Source organism: Micromonospora sp. RL09-050-HVF-A, assembly GCF_019374995.1.
Lineage (GTDB): Bacteria > Actinomycetota > Actinomycetes > Mycobacteriales > Micromonosporaceae > Micromonospora > Micromonospora antibiotica.
This window is the reverse complement of record NZ_JAGKQP010000002.1, coordinates 633,095-651,944: the sequence shown is the minus strand read 5'-3', so window position 1 is coordinate 651,944 and position 18,850 is coordinate 633,095. Positions and strand designations below refer to the sequence as shown.

The 18,850-nt window shown below is 72.3% G+C and carries 19 protein-coding genes; 6 read left to right on the top strand and 13 right to left on the bottom strand.

Going from position 1 to position 18,850, the window contains the following annotated elements:
- Position 1 precedes the first annotated feature (1 nt).
- The 13 genes from J7462_RS03180 to rfbA form a co-directional block, all read right to left on the bottom strand.
- Positions 2-1,696, bottom strand: coding sequence for an AAA family ATPase (locus tag J7462_RS03180; RefSeq protein ID WP_219461551.1), 1,695 nt, complete (start codon positions 1,694-1,696; stop codon positions 2-4).
- Entirely contained in the window at positions 1,696-4,194 is a 2,499-nt protein-coding gene (locus J7462_RS03175) for a hypothetical protein (protein ID WP_219461549.1), read from the bottom strand. Before J7462_RS03175 ends, J7462_RS03180 begins: the two co-directional genes overlap by 1 nt.
- Positions 4,195-4,196: 2 nt before the next feature.
- Positions 4,197-5,846: a Mov34/MPN/PAD-1 family protein gene (locus tag J7462_RS03170; protein ID WP_219461546.1), complete on the bottom strand. Its 1,650-nt coding sequence runs from the start codon at positions 5,844-5,846 to the stop codon at positions 4,197-4,199.
- Positions 5,846-6,160, bottom strand: a complete 315-nt coding sequence (locus J7462_RS03165) for a hypothetical protein (RefSeq protein WP_219461533.1) — start codon at positions 6,158-6,160, stop codon at positions 5,846-5,848. The genes J7462_RS03170 and J7462_RS03165 overlap by 1 nt, the downstream gene beginning before the upstream one ends.
- The gene (locus J7462_RS03160) at positions 6,157-6,714 is read right to left on the bottom strand and encodes a hypothetical protein (RefSeq protein WP_219461529.1); all 558 of its coding nucleotides are present in this window, start codon (positions 6,712-6,714) and stop codon (positions 6,157-6,159) included. Before J7462_RS03160 ends, J7462_RS03165 begins: the two co-directional genes overlap by 4 nt.
- Positions 6,701-7,369, bottom strand: a complete 669-nt coding sequence (locus J7462_RS03155) for a ubiquitin-conjugating enzyme E2 (protein ID WP_219461526.1) — start codon at positions 7,367-7,369, stop codon at positions 6,701-6,703. Before J7462_RS03155 ends, J7462_RS03160 begins: the two co-directional genes overlap by 14 nt.
- Position 7,370: 1 nt before the next feature.
- Positions 7,371-8,630, bottom strand: coding sequence for a ThiF family adenylyltransferase (locus tag J7462_RS03150; RefSeq protein WP_219461523.1), 1,260 nt, complete (start codon positions 8,628-8,630; stop codon positions 7,371-7,373).
- On the bottom strand, positions 8,627-9,214 hold the full coding sequence (locus J7462_RS03145; protein WP_219461518.1) for a hypothetical protein: 588 nt from the start codon (positions 9,212-9,214) through the stop codon (positions 8,627-8,629). Before J7462_RS03145 ends, J7462_RS03150 begins: the two co-directional genes overlap by 4 nt.
- Before the next feature lie 291 nt (positions 9,215-9,505).
- Positions 9,506-10,051, bottom strand: a complete 546-nt coding sequence (locus J7462_RS03140) for a carboxymuconolactone decarboxylase family protein (protein ID WP_219461514.1) — start codon at positions 10,049-10,051, stop codon at positions 9,506-9,508.
- A gap of 133 nt (positions 10,052-10,184) precedes the next feature.
- The gene (locus J7462_RS03135; RefSeq protein WP_208566147.1) at positions 10,185-10,382 is read right to left on the bottom strand and encodes a hypothetical protein; all 198 of its coding nucleotides are present in this window, start codon (positions 10,380-10,382) and stop codon (positions 10,185-10,187) included.
- A 58-nt stretch (positions 10,383-10,440) separates the two neighbouring features.
- Positions 10,441-11,799 carry a Pup--protein ligase gene (pafA, locus tag J7462_RS03130; protein WP_208566148.1) on the bottom strand — a complete coding sequence of 453 codons (1,359 nt, stop codon included), beginning with the start codon at positions 11,797-11,799 and terminating at the stop codon, positions 10,441-10,443.
- 68 nt (positions 11,800-11,867) lie between these two features.
- The gene (gene rfbC, locus J7462_RS03125) at positions 11,868-12,491 is read right to left on the bottom strand and encodes a dTDP-4-dehydrorhamnose 3,5-epimerase (protein WP_208566149.1); all 624 of its coding nucleotides are present in this window, start codon (positions 12,489-12,491) and stop codon (positions 11,868-11,870) included.
- Positions 12,488-13,405, bottom strand: coding sequence for a glucose-1-phosphate thymidylyltransferase RfbA (rfbA, locus tag J7462_RS03120; RefSeq protein WP_208566150.1), 918 nt, complete (start codon positions 13,403-13,405; stop codon positions 12,488-12,490). Before rfbA ends, rfbC begins: the two co-directional genes overlap by 4 nt.
- An 88-nt stretch (positions 13,406-13,493) precedes the next feature.
- Between rfbA and rfbB the strand changes: the two genes are divergently transcribed.
- From rfbB to J7462_RS03090, 6 genes are read left to right on the top strand one after another with little or no spacing between them, the layout of a single operon-like run.
- Positions 13,494-14,495, top strand: a complete 1,002-nt coding sequence (gene rfbB / locus J7462_RS03115; protein ID WP_208566151.1) for a dTDP-glucose 4,6-dehydratase — start codon at positions 13,494-13,496, stop codon at positions 14,493-14,495.
- Entirely contained in the window at positions 14,492-15,379 is an 888-nt protein-coding gene (rfbD, locus tag J7462_RS03110) for a dTDP-4-dehydrorhamnose reductase (protein WP_219461500.1), read from the top strand. The genes rfbB and rfbD overlap by 4 nt, the downstream gene beginning before the upstream one ends.
- The gene (locus J7462_RS03105) at positions 15,376-15,783 is read left to right on the top strand and encodes a DUF2304 domain-containing protein (protein ID WP_244251851.1); all 408 of its coding nucleotides are present in this window, start codon (positions 15,376-15,378) and stop codon (positions 15,781-15,783) included. The genes rfbD and J7462_RS03105 overlap by 4 nt, the downstream gene beginning before the upstream one ends.
- Positions 15,776-16,477 (top strand): glycosyltransferase family 2 protein, encoded by a 702-nt coding sequence (locus J7462_RS03100; RefSeq protein ID WP_145920205.1) that lies wholly within the window; start codon positions 15,776-15,778, stop codon positions 16,475-16,477. Before J7462_RS03105 ends, J7462_RS03100 begins: the two co-directional genes overlap by 8 nt.
- A complete protein-coding gene (locus tag J7462_RS03095; RefSeq protein WP_255597562.1) occupies positions 16,477-17,787 on the top strand; it encodes a lipopolysaccharide biosynthesis protein in 1,311 nt (436 codons plus the stop codon). The genes J7462_RS03100 and J7462_RS03095 overlap by 1 nt, the downstream gene beginning before the upstream one ends.
- On the top strand, positions 17,788-18,816 hold the full coding sequence (locus J7462_RS03090) for a glycosyltransferase family 2 protein (protein ID WP_208566154.1): 1,029 nt from the start codon (positions 17,788-17,790) through the stop codon (positions 18,814-18,816).
- The last annotated feature ends 34 nt before the right edge of the window (positions 18,817-18,850 follow it).

Genomic DNA, 18,850 nt, shown 5'->3' with positions numbered 1-18,850 from the left:
GCTACCTCCGTAGGTGTCGGAGCAGGGTCAGGTCCACCACCGGTTCCTCCGACCACGCCTGCTCGGAGACGGGACGCCAGGCCGGGCCGGTGCCGGGCAGCAGGGAGGCGACGCCGCCCTGGACGTAGTGGCCGTAGGTGCGCTCGACGTCGCGCGCCATGTCGTCGTGGCCCAACTCCCGCAGCGCGGAGACCGACTGCCGCACCCAGTCGCGGATGTGCATCGGCTGCTGGTACGTCTCCAGCGCGGCCAGCAGCTGCTGCCGGGTCAGCTGCCCGGTCGGCCCCTGCGGGCCGGTGGACGAGATGACCCCCATGACGGTGTCCGAGACGACCTTCTGGATGTCACCCGGCGCCAACCCGTGCGACCTGCGGGCCAACTCGACGACGTCGATGTCGTCGGCACGCACCCCGGCGTCGAGCTGGTCGAGGTGCACCTGGAAGATCTTCGCCCGGACCTGCTCGTCGGGCAGCTCGACGGGGATCATCTCGTCGAAGCGGCGCAGCAGTGCCAGGTCCATCGCCCAGAGCCGGTTCGTGCAGCCGAAGAAGATCACCGCGGCCTGTGACTCACGTAGCCGGTCGATCTCCTGGAGCAGGTGCGAGGTGAGCTGCACCCGCCAGTCCTGACCGCCCTCCCGGGACATGCCGATCGAGTCGATCTCGTCTCCGAACAGGATCGCCGGTTGGGCGTCGATCGCCTGGTCGAAGATCTCCGACACCCGCTTCTCGTCGTCGCCGACGTAACGGTTCAACACGTCGTTGAGACGCATCCGGAAGATCGGCAGTGGCCGGCCGTGTCGACGTCGGTACTCGCCGCTGAAAGCCCGGATGAGGAAGGTCTTGCCGCATCCCGACGGTCCGAACAACAGGATGGACCTGCTGGGTGACTGGTGGTAGCGGGCCAGCCGGTCGGCGAGGCCCTCGCTGTCGAGGTCCCCGAAGTAGGTCTCGAAGATCCGCTGGCGTAGCCGCCCGGTGAACGTACCCACCTCGTCCGCCCCTCCGACCTGCGCGAACGTCGGTTCGGTCGAGCCGGTCACCGGCCGGGACCCCGACCCCGGCTCGGCGGCGTCCACCTCCGCGGGCAGCCGGGGGTGCCGCGGCTGCAGGGCCCGGACCCGACGCAGGTCCGTCGCGCACTGCTCCGGCCGGCCCAGCTCCTGGTGCACGTACGCGCGGGTGGCCAGCACCTCGGCGGACAGGTACCGGCCCAGCCCGCCGGGCAGCGGCGCGGCGTCGAGGAGTCCGGCGAGCCGGTCGCACGCCGCCACCGCCTCGACCGTCGGTTGCTGCTCGAACCCGGCCAGCAGCCGTGACAACGCGTCGGTCAGGCTGTTCGCCACCAGTTCCCGGTGGGTGCTGCGCCCGATGGCACGCAGCAGCGAACCGACTGCCCGCTCGTGCTCGCCGCGCAGGTGCTGCAGGTGACCCAGCAGCGCGGCGGCGTCCGAGCCGGCGCCGAACTCGTCGAGGGCACGGGCCAGGTCCGCCTCGGCCACCGCGAGGTCCGCCGGGTCGGGCTGCCCGTCCCCGTCCCGCAGCAGGGTCCAGGCCCGGCCGTAGTACGGCTCCCACTGGTCCGCGCCCAGTTCGATCGCCTTGGCGAAGTGTTCCCGGGCCGACCGGAGGTCGTCCCGGCCCAGTGCGTCGACACCCTCGTGGTAAGCCGACGTCCAGACCTTCTCGGGCTCCATCAGCCACCTCCCTGCGTCCCGTTGACCGGCCACACGACACAGCGGGAGACGTGGGACCGTCCCCGACCGGCGGTCACCCGGATGCCGCCGTGCGCGCCGATGCCGTCGACCAGTGCGTCCGCGACGGTGACACCGGCGGCGACCGCCAGCGTCCCGTACGCCGCCGGCGTCAGTCCCCCGGCGAACAACTCGGTGTAGCCGGTGCAGTCGCCGATCGCCCGCGGGTCGGTGTCCGCCGTCGCGGCCACCAGGACGTGCGGGGCGAACTCCGCCGTGGCGAACAGCCGCTGGAGCTGGTCCAGCACCGGCCCCGGGCCACCGGTGAACAGCACGCACACCGGCCCGGTCACCCCGGTGGTTGGCACGACGCCGGTACGGATCCAGGGATTGTCGTCGTCGGGGGGCGTGCCGCCGGCCGCCGGGGCGGACCGCTCCGGCGGCGGGTCGGGTTCGCGGGCGGAGCTGACCAGCGCCGCCAGCTCCTCCAGCCGGGCCTCGTCCGGTCGGGGCACCACGTCCAACTCGAAGTCGGACCAGTCCCGGTCACCGGTGGCCTTCGGCACCGACCCGATCGCCCCGACGGTGTCGACGATCGAACCCAGCAGCAACGTCGCCGCCACGGGTGCTTCGACGGCGTCCGTGGGCAGGTCGGCCAGGACCCGGCCGGCCGAGCCGAGCGGCTCGACGGAGAAGTCCGGCCGCTGGAACGTCATCGCCACGGCCCGCCGCAGGATGCTGACGACGCCCAGGGCCCGGTCGAGCAGGAGGGCGGCGCGGCGCAGGTCACCGGTGTGGTGGAACGTCAGCCCGGCGCGCTCGGAGACCATCGCCACGGCGTGCGTGCGGGACGCGTCGGCGTCGTCACTGGCATAGGCACGCCTGGTACGCAGGCCGACGGCGTAGACGATGGCCCTGACCACCGCCTCGGCGGCCGGGTCCGCACAGTGCGGCAACCGGGCCAGCAGACACTGCGCCAGCAGGTCGCGCAGCGCCGGGGCCCGGTCCAGTTCCTCCAGCCACCAGCCCGCCTGCCCCTGGCCGTCGGACTGGGGTCGCAGCCGGTGCCAGCCCCGGGGGACCGCACCGACCGGCGTCTCCCGGATCCACACCACCGGCCAGCCCTGCCGGGACAGCGTGTTCCCCCACGCGCCGATCCGAGCTTCGGTCACCGGGGTGCCGATCAGCCGGCAGCGGACGCCCGGGCCGATCCGCAGGCTGGCGACGCCGCCCCGGTCGGCCAGGCCGACCCGCAGCGGCACCCCGGGCGGGGCGTCCGGGTGGCCGGTCAACCGGGCCGGTGGGCGGAACGGGTCCCCGCTGGCCGGGGGCACGGCCACCCGGGTCGGTGCCGACGCCGGGACGACAGGCGGTGGCACCTCCCGCAGCAGTTCGGCGTCGGCGAGCAGGGCCGGCAGGAACCACCCGCTGCGCCGACCGACCGTCCGCAACTGGCGGGCCGCCACGGGCAGCCGGTGACGCAACACCCGGCCGTCGAGCAGTGACACGAGTTCGGGTAGCCGGGCCTCCAGACCCCGCTGCATCATCCAGTCGCCGATGCGCAGACCGTGGGCGAAGGCCCGGTGCAGCTCCCGGTCGGAGCCGAGCCGGGAGTGTTCCTCGACCAGCATCCGGCGGTAGCGCCAGGCCGCCGCGAGGACCGGATCCACCCGGTTCGGTCGCATCGGGTCCGGGCCCGGCCCCACCGCCGCCTCGTCGGTGAGGGCGCTGGCCAGGTAGAAGCAGGCGTACGCGGTGGTGGGGTCACCCAGCCGGAGCAGGGCCCGCCCGCACCAGACCAGTTCCGTGCGCACCTCGGACTCGAGCCAGCCGGACAGCCCCTCGTCCCCGACGATGGTCAGGAGCTGCTCGACGATGATCCGGTATTCGCCCAGGCCGTACCAGACGTCGCCCCGGGCGAGGTAGGGACCGGCCAGATCGCGCAGCAGCCGCCGTTCGACACCCTCCGGATCGGTGGCCGGCGACTCGCCGTACGACAGGTCGTCCTCACCGTCGAAGAGGGCGGCGAGCCGCTCCCGCTTCGACTCCGGGCCCTCCACCCCCAGCGGTGCCACCGGTGCCGGCACGGGGACCGGTTCCGACGGACGCAGGGCCGGCTCCTGGGCCAACGCCGCCAGCTCGGACAGCTCGGCCCAGTCCGCCCGCAGGCCGGTGCCGACCAGGTGAACGGTGTGCGTGAGCAGCGCGTGGGCCAGGCCCGGCAGACCGAGCGCCGCCCAGCCCCGGATCACCGCCAGCCACCAGCCGCACCGGCCGGTGTGCAGTTCGGCCAGCAGTTTCCCGTATCCGGCCGGGACGGTGTCACCGGGGTCGGCGGCCGGTACGAACACCGCAGGGTCCACGGCCAGCATGACCGCCGCACTGAACTCGCGGGCCACGACCACCCGCTCACCCGCGTCGAGCAGCCGCGGCCAGTTGCCCCCGACCTTTCCACGCCGGCCGGTGGCCAACTCCCCCGCACCTCCTCCGGTCGTCCCCACGCTCAGAACCGGCACAGGACGTGGTCGATGCGACCGTGCAACCGGCCGAGGTGGTCGGTGCAGATGGTGGCCACCGACTCCTGCCCGGCCACGCTGACGATGTGCTGGGTCAGTCGTTGCGTGCGCAGGTCGAAGGCGGCGATCTGGTTGCCGCCGTCGTCGTCGAACAGGGCGTAGAGGGTGTCGCCGCCGAGGGACAGGTCCCGCACCGGCCACCGGTCCCAGGGTGGGTCGAGGGCGATGTCGACCAGCGGTGTCCCGTCGTCCTCGGCGGGTCGCCAGAGCCGGAGCCGGCCGTCCTGCACGGCCCCGAGCAGCGGCGTCGACCCACCGGACTCCTTCCAGCGGGGCAGCAGCCGACACTGCGCGGACGGCAGGTCCCCCCGCGTGCCGGAGCCGAGCGACGTGCGCTCGCCCTCCTGGACGAGGGGCAGCCGGTGCCACTGCCGGGCGGTACGCACCCAGACCGCCTCCGGGTCGCCGACGGCCTCCAGCGGATCCCCCTCCAGTGGGGGCAGCCCGAGTCGGGCGAACTGGAACCGGAACCGGGTCCCCTGCTCCGAGTCCTCGGCCGCCGAGGTCTCCATCCGCAGGACGTGGTGGTTGGCCATCAGCACCCAGAGCATGCCCTCCTGGTCGTAGTGCACCGAGACGGGCGGCGACTCGATCCGGACCGGCCAGACCAGCCGCCGGGATATGTCGAAGCGCTCCATCAGCAGGTCACCCGGGGTGTAGGAGTAGCACTCGCCCCGGTGTACGGCGATCCGTTCCTTGAACCGGGTGGAGGCCAGCCGCAGCCGTCCCTGGCGGCCACGGGTGTGTCGCAGCCGCTGCTGGACCGCCTCCAACTCCTCGACGCAGCCGGGGTCGGCACCGGCCGTGAGGGCCACCTCGACCAGGAGCCGGAACTGGTCGATGCCGGCGTCGGTGCCCCACCGGCGGCGGGGGCTGGCCGCCGCGGTCAGCAGCGTGGCCAGCCGGGACTCCGTGGTCACGCCCAGTGCGGGCAGCAACTCGGCCGGCCCTGGTCGGCTCGGCCGGTCGTCGTCGTCCCGGTCGACGCACTCCTCCAGGAACCGCTGGTGTCGTTCGGCGGCGCTGTCGGGGCCGGTCATCCGGACCAGGTAGTCGTCGAGCGCCTCCAGTTCGGTGCCGGCGAGCCGCCAGAAGCCCACCGGGAGTCCCCACTCGCCGGCACCGACCACGGCGGAGACGTACCAGGGCGCGTTGAAGTGTGCCTGGTGCATCTTGTGGTCGGTCCCCGACATGAACGGCTTGCCGCCGACGTGTGAGTGGTACCAGCCGACGATGTACTCGTCGACGCTGTCGGCGAGCCGGGCGGCGATCGCCTGGATCGACGACTGGTCGAACTCGAAGTGCACCGCGCTGGCGTTGTCGCTGGGCACCGCCAGGTGGTCGGTGACCGTGACGATCCAACCGGTGCCGTTGACGAAGTGACGGCCCAACAGGATGCCGCCGACCTCGGTGCCGGCCTGCTGCGCGGACTGCCGCCGGATGCCGCTGAGTACGGTGTCGTCGACGTGCAGGGCGACCGCGGGGCCGGACCGCAACAGTTCACTCGACGGTGCCGGGTTGTGCTGGGCGAGCGGGCGGCGGACGGGTTCGATGCGGAAGTCCGGCGAGACGTCCATCAGGTCGCCACCCCCGCCGACCGGTCGCCCGCCCGCGCCTCCCGGGTCATGATGAGGGTGTGGCCGGCCTCCACCTGCGCCGACCGCAGGGTCTCGGACACCCCGAGGAAGCGGTTGCGTTCCTGCCACATCAGCCGGTACGGGATCACGTTGCCCGTCTGGTCCTGTTGGGGGAAGGGCAGGGCCGGGTTCGCCACGATCTTGGCGATGATCCCCTGCACGGGAATGTCGAGCGGGAGGCTGACGTCCCACTTCTCGGTCAACATGGTGGTGGCCAGGATGACCGGGATCGATTCGAGCGGCGGATTCGTCATGCGTCACCTTCTGCCGGTGTGGACCATTCCTGGATGCGGTTCACCGAGATGTCGAAGTCGAGATCCTGCTCCGGCTGGCCGAGCAGGGTGTGGGCGGAGGTCTCCTCCGCCCGCCGATGGACCGCCTCGAACAGGGCGCCGACGGTCAGGTCCGTGGCGATGAGGGCGATCTCCACGCCGGTGTAGGTGCCGAGGCGGCACACCGTCTGCAACAGGTCCTGGAACGTCCCCGCATGCCACTGCACCGCCGGCACCTCGGCCTGGATGAGCACGCACCCCTGCACCAGCAGGAACTTCGCCTGTCGGCTGTGGACGTTCCACTCCGACACCAGCCGCAGCACGGGTCCCCGGGCGGCGAGACCGACCTCCCGTTGCAGCAGGGCGCGCAGGTAGACCCAGTGCGGCGTCGACTTCACCTCGATCAGCAGCGGGTAGTGGTAGCCGGGCACCGGGCAGCGGTAGCCGGTGACGACGGTGTTCTCGTCGACGACCTCGCAGGTCCAGCCGATCTGCGCGAACAGGGCGGCGATGGCCTTGCCGTCAGGCCTGCTCATCCGGGCCCCCTTCCCGTCCGGTCGAGTCCGGCTCGACCGCCGGCAGGCCGGGTTCGACCGACGGCTGACCCGGCCCGGTCGACGGCAGGTCGGGGCCGGCCGACGGCTGACCCGGCTCCATCGACGGCAGGTCGGGGCCGGCCGGCGGCGGGCTCGCTCGCGGTCGCAGGTCGAGGTCGAAGGCCAGGTCACGCACGGGTGTCGGATCGATCGGCACCACCGGTTCGTCGGCCTCCAGGTTGATCCCGAGCCACCGGGCCGCGCCGCGGTCCAGCGGGTCGTAGATGTTGAACGACTTGTACTGGACCAACTCGCACAACTGGACGCAGAGTTCGGCCACGGACATGCCGGGGTACCAGATGTCGCCGGTGCAGACCCGGGGCGGCCGGATGTTCGGGTGGAAGATCGGTGTCTTCCACACGATCTCCGGGGGCAGCAGCGGGAAGCTGCCGCCCAGGGTGAGGGTGAACTCGTGGTGCGACGACAGGCCCAGCTCCTCCTGGTTGAACACCAGGCCACGGCAGGTGAGCACCACGTCGTACCGGGTCGGTGGAAGCCCGTGCGCGGTGAAGGTCACCATCGAGCTGGCCCTGACCAACTGCCGCATGTCGGTGTACTCGGTGTCCAGCCGCCGGTCGCGGGGCGTCATCGCCATGTCAGCTCCTGCCTATGCCGGTACGCGCCGCCGGGGCCTGCGGACCACGAGGCGCCGGGTCCTGCGGACCACCGTCCGGCGGCACCCGGGGCGGCGCACCACCGGCGCCGCCCCGACCCCCGTCGGAGCCCACCGGTTCGGCCAGTTCGAAGACCACGGTCCCCCCGCTGCCGTGCGCCTCGACCCAGCTCCAACGGGGAAAACCCGTCTCGTGCGGCGACAGCAGGTGCCACGGCTGCGTCCCGTCGATCTGGTCGACCAGGTCGAGGGCCACCTCGGCGGCGCAGGTCGGGCACCGGACCGGGCGGTCCCCCGGGTGGACCCGGTGGACCTCGTCCTGCCGGCCGCAACCGAGGCAGCTCCAGCCGCGCAACACCGTCAGCGGCAGGCGCAGCACCACCTCGTCGTCGGCCCGCGCCGTCCGCCACCGCTCGAGGATGTCGACCCACCGGTCGGTGGCCCACGAGCCGGGGCTCCCGGTCGGCACCGCCGGGGTCGGGTGCAGCAGGCAGTCCGGGTTCACCGGGATGCCGACCTGCCAGAACCGGTCGTAGGCGAGGTCGAAGCGCAGTTCGTGGCCGATCGGCACGGTCATGTCGTGCCGGTCACGGCTGAGCCACCGCATCGCCTGCTGCGCCATCGCCGCCCCGACGGTGGCGGCGACGGTCGGGGTGGTGGGCACCCCCCGGGCCGTCTCGGCACGGACCCGGTAGGCCAGGCAGGAGTGGCGCAGGGCGAGGTCCCGCAGGTCCTCGTCGGTCAGCCCGCAGACGTAGCACGGGCCGTCCGGCGGCAGGTAGAGGCGCACCGCGCCCTCCCAGGTGGTGAGGCCGCCGTCGATCAGCAGGACACCGGCCTGCCCGGCGAGTTGGCCGAGCGCCACCCGGGCGGCCACGTTGTCCAGACAGCCGAGCACCACGTCGGCGCGGTGGAGCAGACCGGCCCCGAGACCCGTGCGCAGGTCGTCGGCGATCACGTCGACCTGACAGTCCGGGTTGAGTTCACCGGCGGCCCGTACGACGGCGTCCACCTTGGCGGCGCCGACGTCGGACGGTCGGTAGAGCACCGACCGGGAGAGGTTGCCGACCTCGACCGTGTCGAGGTCGACGACGGTGATCGTGCCCCAGCCGAGCAGGAGGAGGTTCTTCAGCACCTCGTTGCCGAGGGCACCCGCGCCGGCGACCACGGCGTGCGCGCCACGTACCTCGTCCTGGTCCCACCACTCGATGTCGGCCAGCCGGGAGTAGCGGTCCTGGGTCATGTGGTCACCACCCGACCCACCGGCACCGGAACCGGAACCATGTGGCAGTCGCGCGAGTAACACCGCGCGCCACGCAGGTACTCCCAGCAGTCCTCGCAGTAGCCCTCACCGCACAGGGGGCAGAGCACCACCTCCGCATCGACGGTGAAGGTGGTGTGGCACTGCTGGCAACGGTGCCCGACCAGCACGTGCCCGGTGGGCAGTCGCAGCTGACGGACCTCGGAGAACCACGCCAACTGACCGGCGAAGGCCACCCGGTCACCGTGGTGCAGGACGGCGAGTCCGATGATCCGTCGACCGTTGCGGACGACGTCCACCCCGTCCGGAATGATCAACGAGTGGCCCGCCCGGGACCGGGCGAGCCAGACCCCCGCGCCGTCTCCCGCGGTGTCCCGCAGCTCGGCGGTGGGCAGTCCCGCGCACGGCAGGTAGCCGTGCGTCCCCCGTTGGGGCAGCTGCACGGTGAAGTCGTCGAAGTCGAGGTACGGACCGACGGCGGGGATCTCGATCATCAGCACCCTCCACGACCGGTTCCGGAGCAGCACCCGCGCGGCGGTGACCGGGGGCCGGTGGATCCGTGCCACCCGGAGCACCTCACGCACGGTGTGCGTAGGGAGACCCAGTGTTCTATGAGGATGCAAGTGCGGGGATCGACCGATGGTCCAGTGAGGACTGTCGACACAGCCCGGGCGGGTGACCCGACGGCAGTTTCCCGGCGGCGGGCCGGCCGCAGCGGGCCGGCAAGGCGACCGACCCGGCGGCGGTACGGCGGCCCGGACCTGCTGGATCGGCATGGGCGGGGGCTCTCGGCCGGCGGACCGCACCACCCGTCCCCCGCCGACTGACCGGTCGGCGGGGGCACTGTCGGATCAGCGTCAGTCCGCCGTGTAGCCGTGCGTCACGATCCGCGCGGCGGTCTCCTCGTAACCCTCCCCCTCGGGGGCGAAGGTGCCCAGGCCGTCGACGTACCGGTTGAACATGCAGAACGCGGCGGCGATCAGCACCGTGTCGTGGATCTCCAGGTCGGTGCCGCCCTCGGCGCGGGCCGCCTCGACCAGCTCGGTGGTGACCTGCCGGCCACCGGCCTGCACCGCCGCCGCGATCCGCAGCAGGGCGCGCAGCTTCGCGCTGACCGGCGCGGTGTCCAGGTCGGCCCGCACCTGGTCGACCAGGGTCATCCCGGTGGGCAGCTGGGCGGCGGCGAACGCCGAGTGGGAGGCGCAGCAGAACCGGCACTCGTTGAGCCCCGAGACGTAGGCGGCGATCAGCTCCCGCTCACCCGGCGTCAACGTCGGGTGCGGGGTGCGCAACAACACCTCGGCCAGCTCGTTCAGCGGCTTCGCGGTCTCCGGCCGGTACCGCATCGGCCCGGTGATCCCCGGAAACGCCTTCTCGTCGAGACCCAGATCGATGTGCGCCACCGGCACCTCCTGACTCGTCGGCCGCCCCGGGCGGGCTGCCGTCGCACCAGGGTGCCAGCTCCGCGGCCCCCGCTCATCTTCCGGAGTGCTCGACCGGACCGACCGGCGCCGACGGTGGCCCGACCGGAAGAGGTCAGCCGACCAGGAAGATCACCGCGAGCCAACCCACCACGATGACGACCAACGCCACGGTCAGCACCCAGGTCGGCACCGTGTACTCGCCCCGGCGGTTGCGGGCGATCTCGTCGCGGATCTTCGCCCGGCGACGATCGATCCAGTTGAGCCGCTGGGTGTCGCCGCTCTCGCGGTCGGCGGGTTCGGAAGTGTTCATCGCCCCGCCAGCGTACCGGTGGGGTCGACGGTCGGTGCCGGCCGTCGACCCCACCGGGTCACATGCTGGCGATCAGGCGTTCGACCCGCTCGTCGTACGCGCGGAACGGGTCCTTGCAGAGCACGGTGCGCTGCGCCTGGTCGTTGAGCTTCAGGTGCACCCAGTCGACGGTGAAGTCACGCCGCTTCTCCTGGGCGTGCCTGATGAACTCGCCGCGCAGCCGGGCCCGGGTGGTCTGCGGCGGCGTCTCCTTGGCCTCGAAGATCTCCGGGTCGGTGGCCACCCGGTCCACCTGACCGCGCCGCTCCAGCAGCCCGTACAGGCCCCGGCCCCGGCGCAGGTCGTGATAGGCCAGGTCCATCTGCGCCACCCGGGGGTGCGACAGCGGCAGGTCGTGCTTGCGCTGGTAACGCTCGATCAACCGGAGCTTGCTCACCCAGTCGATCTCCCGGGCCACCGGGTCGAGGTTGCCGTCCTCCACCGCGTTGAGCACCCGGCCCCACAGCTCCACCACCCGCTTGGCGGTCTGGTCGCCACCGCGGCGCTCGACGAACTCGGTGGCCCGCGCCAGGTATTCCTGTTGGATCTCCAGCGCGCTGACCTCCTTGCCGGAGGCGAGCCGCACCTTGCGCCGGCCGGTGATGTCGTGTGACACCTCCCGGATGGCCCGGATCGGGTTCTCCAGCGACAGGTCACGCATCACCACGCCGGCCTCGATCATCCGCAGCACGATGTCGGCCGAGCCGACCTTGAGCAGCGTGGTGACCTCGTTCATGTTGGAGTCGCCGACGATGACGTGCAGCCGCCGGTAGCGCTCGGCGTCGGCGTGCGGCTCGTCGCGGGTGTTGATGATCGGCCGGCTGCGGGTGGTCGCCGAGGAGACGCCCTCCCAGATGTGCTCGGCCCGCTGGGACAGGCAGTAGACCGCCCCGCGCGGGGTCTGCAACACCTTGCCCGCCCCGCAGATCAGCTGCCGGGTGACCAGGAACGGGATGAGCACGTCGGCCAGCCGGCCGAACTCACCGTGCCGGGACACCAGGTAGTTCTCGTGGCAGCCGTACGAGTTGCCGGCCGAGTCGGTGTTGTTCTTGAACAGGTAGATCTCACCCGCGATGCCCTCGTCGTGCAGCCGCTTCTCCGCATCGACGAGCAGGCCCTCCAGGATCCGTTCACCGGCCCGGTCGTGGGCGACCAGGTCGGTGACCGAGTCGCACTCCGGAGTGGCGTACTCCGGGTGCGACCCGACGTCCAGGTAGAGCCGGGCCCCGTTGCGCAGGAACACGTTGCTCGACCGCCCCCAGGACACCACCCGACGAAACAGATACCGGGCGACCTCGTCGGGGGACAGCCGCCGCTGCCCGCGATAGGTGCAGGTGACGCCGTACTCGGTCTCGAGGCCGAAGATTCGCCGCTCCATGATGTGACACTAGCCGCCCGGAGGGTCGGTTCGTCACTGTCACAGCACAGGTAGTGCGCTTCGGTCGCTCAGATCCCGTCCGAGTACGACATTCCGTCCGGCCCCAGCCCGGCCACGAACGCCCGGCAGGCGGCGTAGTCCGGCAGCGTCCCCGCCGCGCGGACCTGCGCCAACGTCGGCGCCGCCGCGTCGCGGGCGGACAGTTGCGGCACCTCGGCCGGCCACTCGATGCCCAACTCCGGGTCGAGCGGGTGCACGGCGTGTTCCCCGGTCGGGTTGTAGGTGGTCGAGCAGAGGTAGGTCAGGGTCGCGTCGTCGCTCAACGCGCAGAAACCGTGCCCCAGCCCCTCGGCCAGATAGACCGCCCGCCGGTCGGTGTCGTCCAACCGGACGCCCTCCCAGCGGCCGAAGGTCGGCGAACCGGTGCGCAGGTCCACCACCACGTCGAGCACCGCGCCCCGGACGCAGGTGACGTACTTGGCCTGGCCGGGCGGGACGTCGGCGAAGTGGATGCCGCGCACCACACCCCGGCCGGAGATCGACAGGTTGGCCTGGGCCAGCCGCAGCGGGTGCCCCACCGCCTCGGCGAGTTGGTCGAACCGGTACCACTCCATGAACAGGCCGCGCGGGTCACCGTGCTGCTGCGGGGTGACCTCCCAGGCGCCCTCGATGCTCAGCGGGCGAATCTTCACCGCACCCCCTCCGTTACCGACTGGGCCGCGCGCAGCACCGCCTCGTCGTGCTTGTCGGCCAGCAGGCCCAGCAGGTAGTCACCGTAGCCGCTCTTGGTCAGCGGCTCGGCCAGGGCGCGCAGCTGCTCGTCGTCGAGCAGGCCGGCTCGCCAGCAGACCTCCTCGACGCAGCCGATCTTCATGCCCTGCCGTTCCTCGATCACCCGGACGAACTCGCCGGCCTGCATCATCGAGGTGAAGGTGCCGGTGTCCAGCCAGGCGGTGCCCCGGTCCAGCACGGTCACCGACAGCTCACCGGCCCGCCGGTACGCCTCGTTGACCGCGGTGATCTCCAACTCGCCCCGGGCGCTCGGGGTGAGGTTGCCGGCGATCTCGACCACCCGGTTGTCGTAGAAGTACAGGCCCGGCACCGCGTAGCGGGACTTCGGCCGGGCCGGCTTCTCCTCGATCGACAGCACCCGGCCGTCGGCGTCGAAGTCGACCACCCCGTACGCCTCGGGGTTGGCGACCGGGTAGGCGAAGACCCGCCCGCCGACCAGGTCGCCGTTGTCGGCCAACTGCCGGCCGAGGCCGACGCCGTGGAAGATGTTGTCGCCCAGCACCAGCGCCACCGAGTCGTCGCCGATGAAGTCCGCGCCGAGCACGAACGCCTGCGCGATGCCGTCCGGGCGGGCCTGGGCGACGTACTCCAGCCGCAGCCCCCACTGGCTGCCGTCGCCGAGCAGCCGCTGGAACTGGTCCTGGTCCTCCGGGGTGGTGATCACCAGGATCTCCCGTACCCCGGACATCACCAGCGTCGACAGCGGGTAGTAGACCATCGGCTTGTCGAAGATCGGCATCAGTTGCTTGGACACCGCGCGGGTGATCGGCCACAGCCGGGACCCGGTGCCACCAGCGAGAAGGATTCCACGCACCGGGGGAGCCTACCGGGACCGGCGCGAACCGGACACCGGGGTCACGGTCCCCGGGTCGGCGGGCCGATGCGCGTACACTTCCGTCCCCGTGAGGATTCTCGTCACCGGCGGAGCCGGATTCATCGGGTCGGAGTACGTACGGATGCTGCTGGGTGTGCCCGGCGGTGACGCGTCCGGCGTGCCCGCGGTCGAACCCGCGACGGTGACCGTGCTGGACAAGCTGACCTACTCCGGCAACCTGGACAACCTCGCCCCGGTGCGCGAGGACCCCCGGCTGCGGTTCGTCCGGGGCGACATCTGCGACCCGGCGACGGTCGACGAGGTCGTCGCCGGCCAGGACGTGATCGTGCACTTCGCCGCCGAGTCGCACGTCGACCGGTCGATCGCCGGGGCCGCCCCGTTCGTCACCACCAACGTGCTGGGCACCCAGACCCTGCTGGACGCCGCGCTGCGGCACGGCACCGGCCGGTTCGTGCACGTCTCCACCGACGAGGTGTACGGCTCGATCGACTCCGGCTCCTGGACGGAGACCTGGCCGCTGGCCCCGAACTCGCCGTACTCGGCCTCGAAGGCCGGGTCCGACCTGCTGGCGCTGGCCTACCACCGGACCCACGGGATGGACGTGGTGGTGACCCGCTGCTCCAACAACTACGGGCCGTACCAGTTCCCGGAGAAGGTCGTCCCGTTGTTCGTGACCAACCTGCTCGACGGCGGCACGGTGCCGCTCTACGGCGACGGCGGCAACGTGCGTGACTGGCTGCACGTGCACGACCACTGCCGGGGCATCGCGATGGTGGCGCACGCCGGCCGCGCCGGTGAGGTCTACCACATCGGCGGCGGCACCGAGCTGAGCAACAAGGAGCTGACCGGGCGGCTGCTGGAGGCGTGCGACGCCGGCTGGGACCGGGTCGTCCCGGTGACCGACCGCAAGGGCCACGACCGCCGCTACTCGCTGGACATCAGCAAGATCAACACCGAGCTGGGGTACGCCCCGAGCATCGGCCTCGACGAGGGCCTGGCCCAGACCGTCGCCTGGTACCGGGACAACCGGGCCTGGTGGGAGCCGCTGAAGACGGCGCCTGCCGCATGACCCGGGTACTCGTCACCGGCGCGGGCGGCATGCTCGGCCGGGACCTGCTCACCGTGCTGGCCACCCGCAGCGACCTCAAGGTGACCGCCGCCACCCGCACCGACCTCGACATCACCGACGCCGAGGCGGTCCGGGCCGCGGTCGCCGGGCACGACGTGGTGCTCAACGCCGCCGCGTGGACCGACGTCGACGGCGCCGAGCGGGACGAGGCGGCGGCCACCGCGATCAACGGCGACGGGGTGGCCCACCTGGCCCGCGCCTGCGCCGGGCACGGCGCGCGGCTGCTGCACGTCTCCACCGACTACGTCTTCGCCGGTGACGCCGACACCCCCTACGCCGAGGACGCCCCCACCGACCCGATCAACGCGTACGGCCGCAGCAAGCTCGCCGGGGAGCGGGCAGTGGTCCGATTCCTCCCCGAAACCGGCTACCTGGTGCGGACCGCCTGGCTCTACGGGGCACACGGGCGCAACTTCGTCACCACCATGCTCGGCCTGGCCGCCACCCGGGAACACCTCGACGTGGTCGACGACCAGCACGGCCAACCCACCTGGTCGTACGCGCTGGCCACCCGGCTGGTCGCACTCGCCGACGCGGCCCTGGCCGACCGGGCCCCCGCCGGCACCTACCACGGCACCTGCACCGGCCAGACCACCTGGTACGGGCTGGCCCGCGCCGCCTTCACGCTGGCCGGGCTCGACCCCGACCGGGTCCGACCCACCACCAGCGACCGGTTTCCGCGTCCGGCCGCGCGACCCGCGTACAGTGTGCTAGGGCACGACCGGTGGGCCGAGGCCGGCCTGCCCCCGCTGCCGGACTGGCACGACGCGCTGTCCGACGCCTTCGCCTCCCCGACTGCACCCACCCCGTGGAAGGTCGCATGAAGCTCACCCTCGTCACCGGTCTGACCGGCCTGATCCTGCTCGCCACCATCGTCGAGCTGCTGCGCCGCCGGCAGCTCCGCGAGAAGTACGGCATGCTCTGGCTCGGCGTGCTGGTCATCGTCATCCCGTTGTCGCTGTTCCCCCGGCTGCTCGACAACGTGGCCGGCTTCTTCGGCGTGGTCTCCGGCGTCAGCCTCGTGCTGTTCCTCGGCATCGTCTTCCTGCTGCTGGTCTGCGTCCACCTGAGCTGGGAGGTCAGCGCGCTGGAGGAGGAGACCCGCACCCTGGCCGAGGACTTCGCCCTGCTCCGCGCGCAGATCGACGCGGAACGCGCCGCCCGGCTCGCCCAGGACGCGCAGCTCACCGCAGCCAACCGAGACGAACTGGTGTCCCACGATGGTTAACGGCAAGCGTGTCCTGATCATCATCCCGGCGCTCAACGAGTCCGGGTCGATCGCCGACGTGGTCGGCGAGGTCCGGGGCGAACTGCCCGGCGTCGACGTGCTGGTGGTCGACGACGGCTCCACCGACCGCACCGCCGCCGTGGCCGCCGCCGCCGGGGCCCGGGTCGCGAAGCTGCCGTACAACCTCGGGGTGGGCGGGGCGATGCGGCTCGGCTACCGCTACGCCCGGGACAACGACTACGACGTGGCGATCCAGATCGACGCCGACGGCCAGCACGACCCCCGGTACGTGCCCAAGCTGGTCGACCTGCTCGACGACAACGACCTGGTCATCGGTGCCCGGTTCGCCGGCGAGGGCGACTACTCGGTGCGCGGGCCCCGCCGCTGGGCGATGGTCATGCTGTCCGGGGTGCTCTCCCGGGTGGCCAAGACCCGGCTGACCGACACCACGTCCGGGTTCCGGGCCGCCAACCGGCGGGTCATCGAGATGTTCGCCGGCTGGTACCCGGCGGAGTACCTCGGCGACACGGTGGAGACCCTGGTGCACACCGCCCGGCGCGGCTACCGCATCCGTCAGGTGCCGGTGGCCATGCGCAAACGGATGGCCGGCACCCCCAGCCACTCCCCCGCCAAGGCGATGATCTACCTGGGTCGGGCCTTCGCGGTGCTCACGCTGGCGCTCATCCGCCGGTGATGCGGCGGCTGCTCCATCTCGTCCCGCCCGGCACCGTCGCCGTCGGAGGCGGGCTCGCCCTGCTCGGGCTCGCCTCCTACGTGCACCTCGCGGTCGCCGGACACGCCCTCGACCGCGCCGACTACTCCTCACTGTCGGTGCTCTGGTCGATCGTGTTCACCCTCGGCATCGGCGTGTTCATCCCCGTCGAGCAGGAGGTGGCCCGGGTCGTCGCCGCCCGCCGCAGCCAGGGGCTGCCCCCCGGCCCGGTGCTGGCCCGGGGAGCCACCGTCGCCGCCGCCGTGCTGGCGGTGCTGGTCGTGGCCACCCTCGTCGGCCGCCAGGCGCTCACCGACCGGCTCTTCGCCGGCGACGACACGATGGTCGCCGTGCTGATCGGCGCGCTGGTCGCGATGGCCGTGGCGTACACCACCCGGGGCGTGCTGTCCGGCCTGCAACTCTTCCCCTGGTACGGCACCCAGCTCGGCGTCGACGGCGGGGTGCGCATCGCGCTGGTCGCCGGCCTCGGCCTCAGCGGCGTCACCGACCCGGTCTGGTACGGCGCGGTGCTGGTCGTCGCCCCGCTGCTGTCGGTGCTGGTGACCCTCCCGCCGGTGCTGCGGGCCGTCGGCGGCGGCCTCCCGGTGGCCTGGGGCACCCTGCTGCGCGGCCTCGGCCTGCTCACCGTCTCCAGCCTGCTCTCCCAGGTCGTGGTCAACATCGGCGTGATCAACGTCCGGCTGCTCGACCCGGCCGACGTGGCGACCGCCGGTGCGCTGCTCTCCGCCCTGGTGCTGGTCCGGATCCCGCTGTTCGTCTTCGGCTCGATGCAGGCGTCGCTGCTGCCCGGCCTGGCCACCACCGCCACCACCGGCGACGTGGCCGCTTTCCACCGCCTGCTGCGCCGGGCGCTCGGCGTGGTCACCGCCCTCGGTGTCGCCGGGGCGATCGGCGCGGTGGCGCTCGGCCCGTGGCTGGTGCACCGGCTCTTCGACGCCCCCGGCGTGCTCGGCCACGGCGACTTCGCCTGGCTGGCCGTCGGCACCCTCGCCTACCTGTGGGCGATGGTGCTCGGGCAGGCGCTGCTCGCCCTCGACCGGCACCGCGCCCAGGCCGTGTCGTGGACGATCGGGGTGACCGCCCTGCTCGCCGTCACGGCCGTCCCGGCCCCCGTCGCGCTCCGCGTCGAACTGGCCTACGCCGTCGGTTCCGTCGTGGTGGCCGCCACCATGGCCGTCCTGCTGCTGCGCCGGGGTGCCCGCCCGGCCACCCCCACCCCCGGCCGGCCGCTCGACGACGTGGTGGCCACCGGCGTCTCCGGAGGTCTGTAGATGTCCCGCCCCCAGGTGTCCGCGGTGATGCTCGCCTACGGTGCCGAGCCCTACCTGGTCGACGCCGCCCGCGCCGTGCTGGCCAGCACCGACGTCGAGATCGAGCTGATCGTGGTCGACAACGGCTGCACCGGTGACGGCATCGACGTGGTCAAGGGCTTCGCCGGGGTACGGGTGGTCCGGCCGGAGGAGAACACCGGCTACTCCGGCGGCTGCCGGGTCGGTGCCGCCGAGGCCACCGGTGAGTGGCTGGCCTTCGTCAACTCCGACGCCGTCGTCGCCCCCGACGCGCTGGCCCGGACGGTGGCGGTGGCCGGTGAGCCGGGCGTGGGCGCGGTGATGGCCTCGATCCGGCTCGCCGAGAACCCCGACCTGATCAACACCTCCGGCAACCCGCTGCACTACATCGGGCTGTCCTGGGCCGGCGGCAACGGCCAGCCCGCCAGCGCGCACGCCCGGCGGACCACGGTGCCGTCGATCAGCGGCTGCTGCTTCGTGATCAACCGGGCGCTCTGGCGGGAGCTGGACGGCTTCGCCGCCGAGTACTTCGCCTACCACGAGGACACCGAGATCAGCCTGCGGTTGTGGCAGCGCGGACTACGCCAGGAGTACGTCCCGGACGCCGTGGTGGTGCACCACTACGAGTTCTCCCGCAACAAGCTCAAGCACTACCTGCTGGAACGCAACCGCCTGATCTCGCTGCTCACCGCGTACGAGACGCGGACGCTGGTGGTGCTCGCGCCGATGCTGCTGCTGACCGAGGCGGCGATGCTGGTGGCCGCGCTGCTCGGCGGCTGGAGCCGGGAGAAGGCGCGCGGCTGGGGCTGGCTGTGGACCAACCGGGCCTGGGTGCGGGCCCGGCGTCGCCAACTCCAGCAGGAGCGGATGGTCCCCGACGGCGTCATCGCCGAGCTGATGACCGCCAAGGTCGACCCGTCGAACGTCGAGTCGCCGCCCGGGATGAGCATCTTCAACGTCATCGCCGCCGGCTACTGGGCCCTGGCCAGGCCGCTGCTGCGCAGGGCCTGACCGTCACGCCGCCGCCGTGCCGCAGGGCACCGGC

Excerpts from the sequence above, each read along its gene's own strand:
- J7462_RS03180 (WP_219461551.1), bottom strand. The coding sequence starts at position 1,696 with ATGGAGCCCGAGAAGGTCTGGACGTCGGCTTACCACGAGGGTGTCGAC.
- J7462_RS03170 (WP_219461546.1), bottom strand. The coding sequence starts at position 5,846 with ATGGACGTCTCGCCGGACTTCCGCATCGAACCCGTCCGCCGCCCGCTC.
- J7462_RS03165 (WP_219461533.1), bottom strand. The coding sequence starts at position 6,160 with ATGACGAATCCGCCGCTCGAATCGATCCCGGTCATCCTGGCCACCACC.
- J7462_RS03160 (WP_219461529.1), bottom strand. The coding sequence starts at position 6,714 with ATGAGCAGGCCTGACGGCAAGGCCATCGCCGCCCTGTTCGCGCAGATC.
- J7462_RS03155 (WP_219461526.1), bottom strand. The coding sequence starts at position 7,369 with ATGGCGATGACGCCCCGCGACCGGCGGCTGGACACCGAGTACACCGAC.
- J7462_RS03150 (WP_219461523.1), bottom strand. The coding sequence starts at position 8,630 with ATGACCCAGGACCGCTACTCCCGGCTGGCCGACATCGAGTGGTGGGAC.
- J7462_RS03135 (WP_208566147.1), bottom strand. The coding sequence starts at position 10,382 with ATGAACACTTCCGAACCCGCCGACCGCGAGAGCGGCGACACCCAGCGG.
- pafA (WP_208566148.1), bottom strand. The coding sequence starts at position 11,799 with ATGGAGCGGCGAATCTTCGGCCTCGAGACCGAGTACGGCGTCACCTGC.
- rfbD (WP_219461500.1), top strand. The coding sequence starts at position 14,492 with ATGACCCGGGTACTCGTCACCGGCGCGGGCGGCATGCTCGGCCGGGAC.
- J7462_RS03105 (WP_244251851.1), top strand. The coding sequence starts at position 15,376 with ATGAAGCTCACCCTCGTCACCGGTCTGACCGGCCTGATCCTGCTCGCC.
- J7462_RS03100 (WP_145920205.1), top strand. The coding sequence starts at position 15,776 with ATGGTTAACGGCAAGCGTGTCCTGATCATCATCCCGGCGCTCAACGAG.
- J7462_RS03095 (WP_255597562.1), top strand. The coding sequence starts at position 16,477 with ATGCGGCGGCTGCTCCATCTCGTCCCGCCCGGCACCGTCGCCGTCGGA.
- J7462_RS03090 (WP_208566154.1), top strand. The coding sequence starts at position 17,788 with ATGTCCCGCCCCCAGGTGTCCGCGGTGATGCTCGCCTACGGTGCCGAG.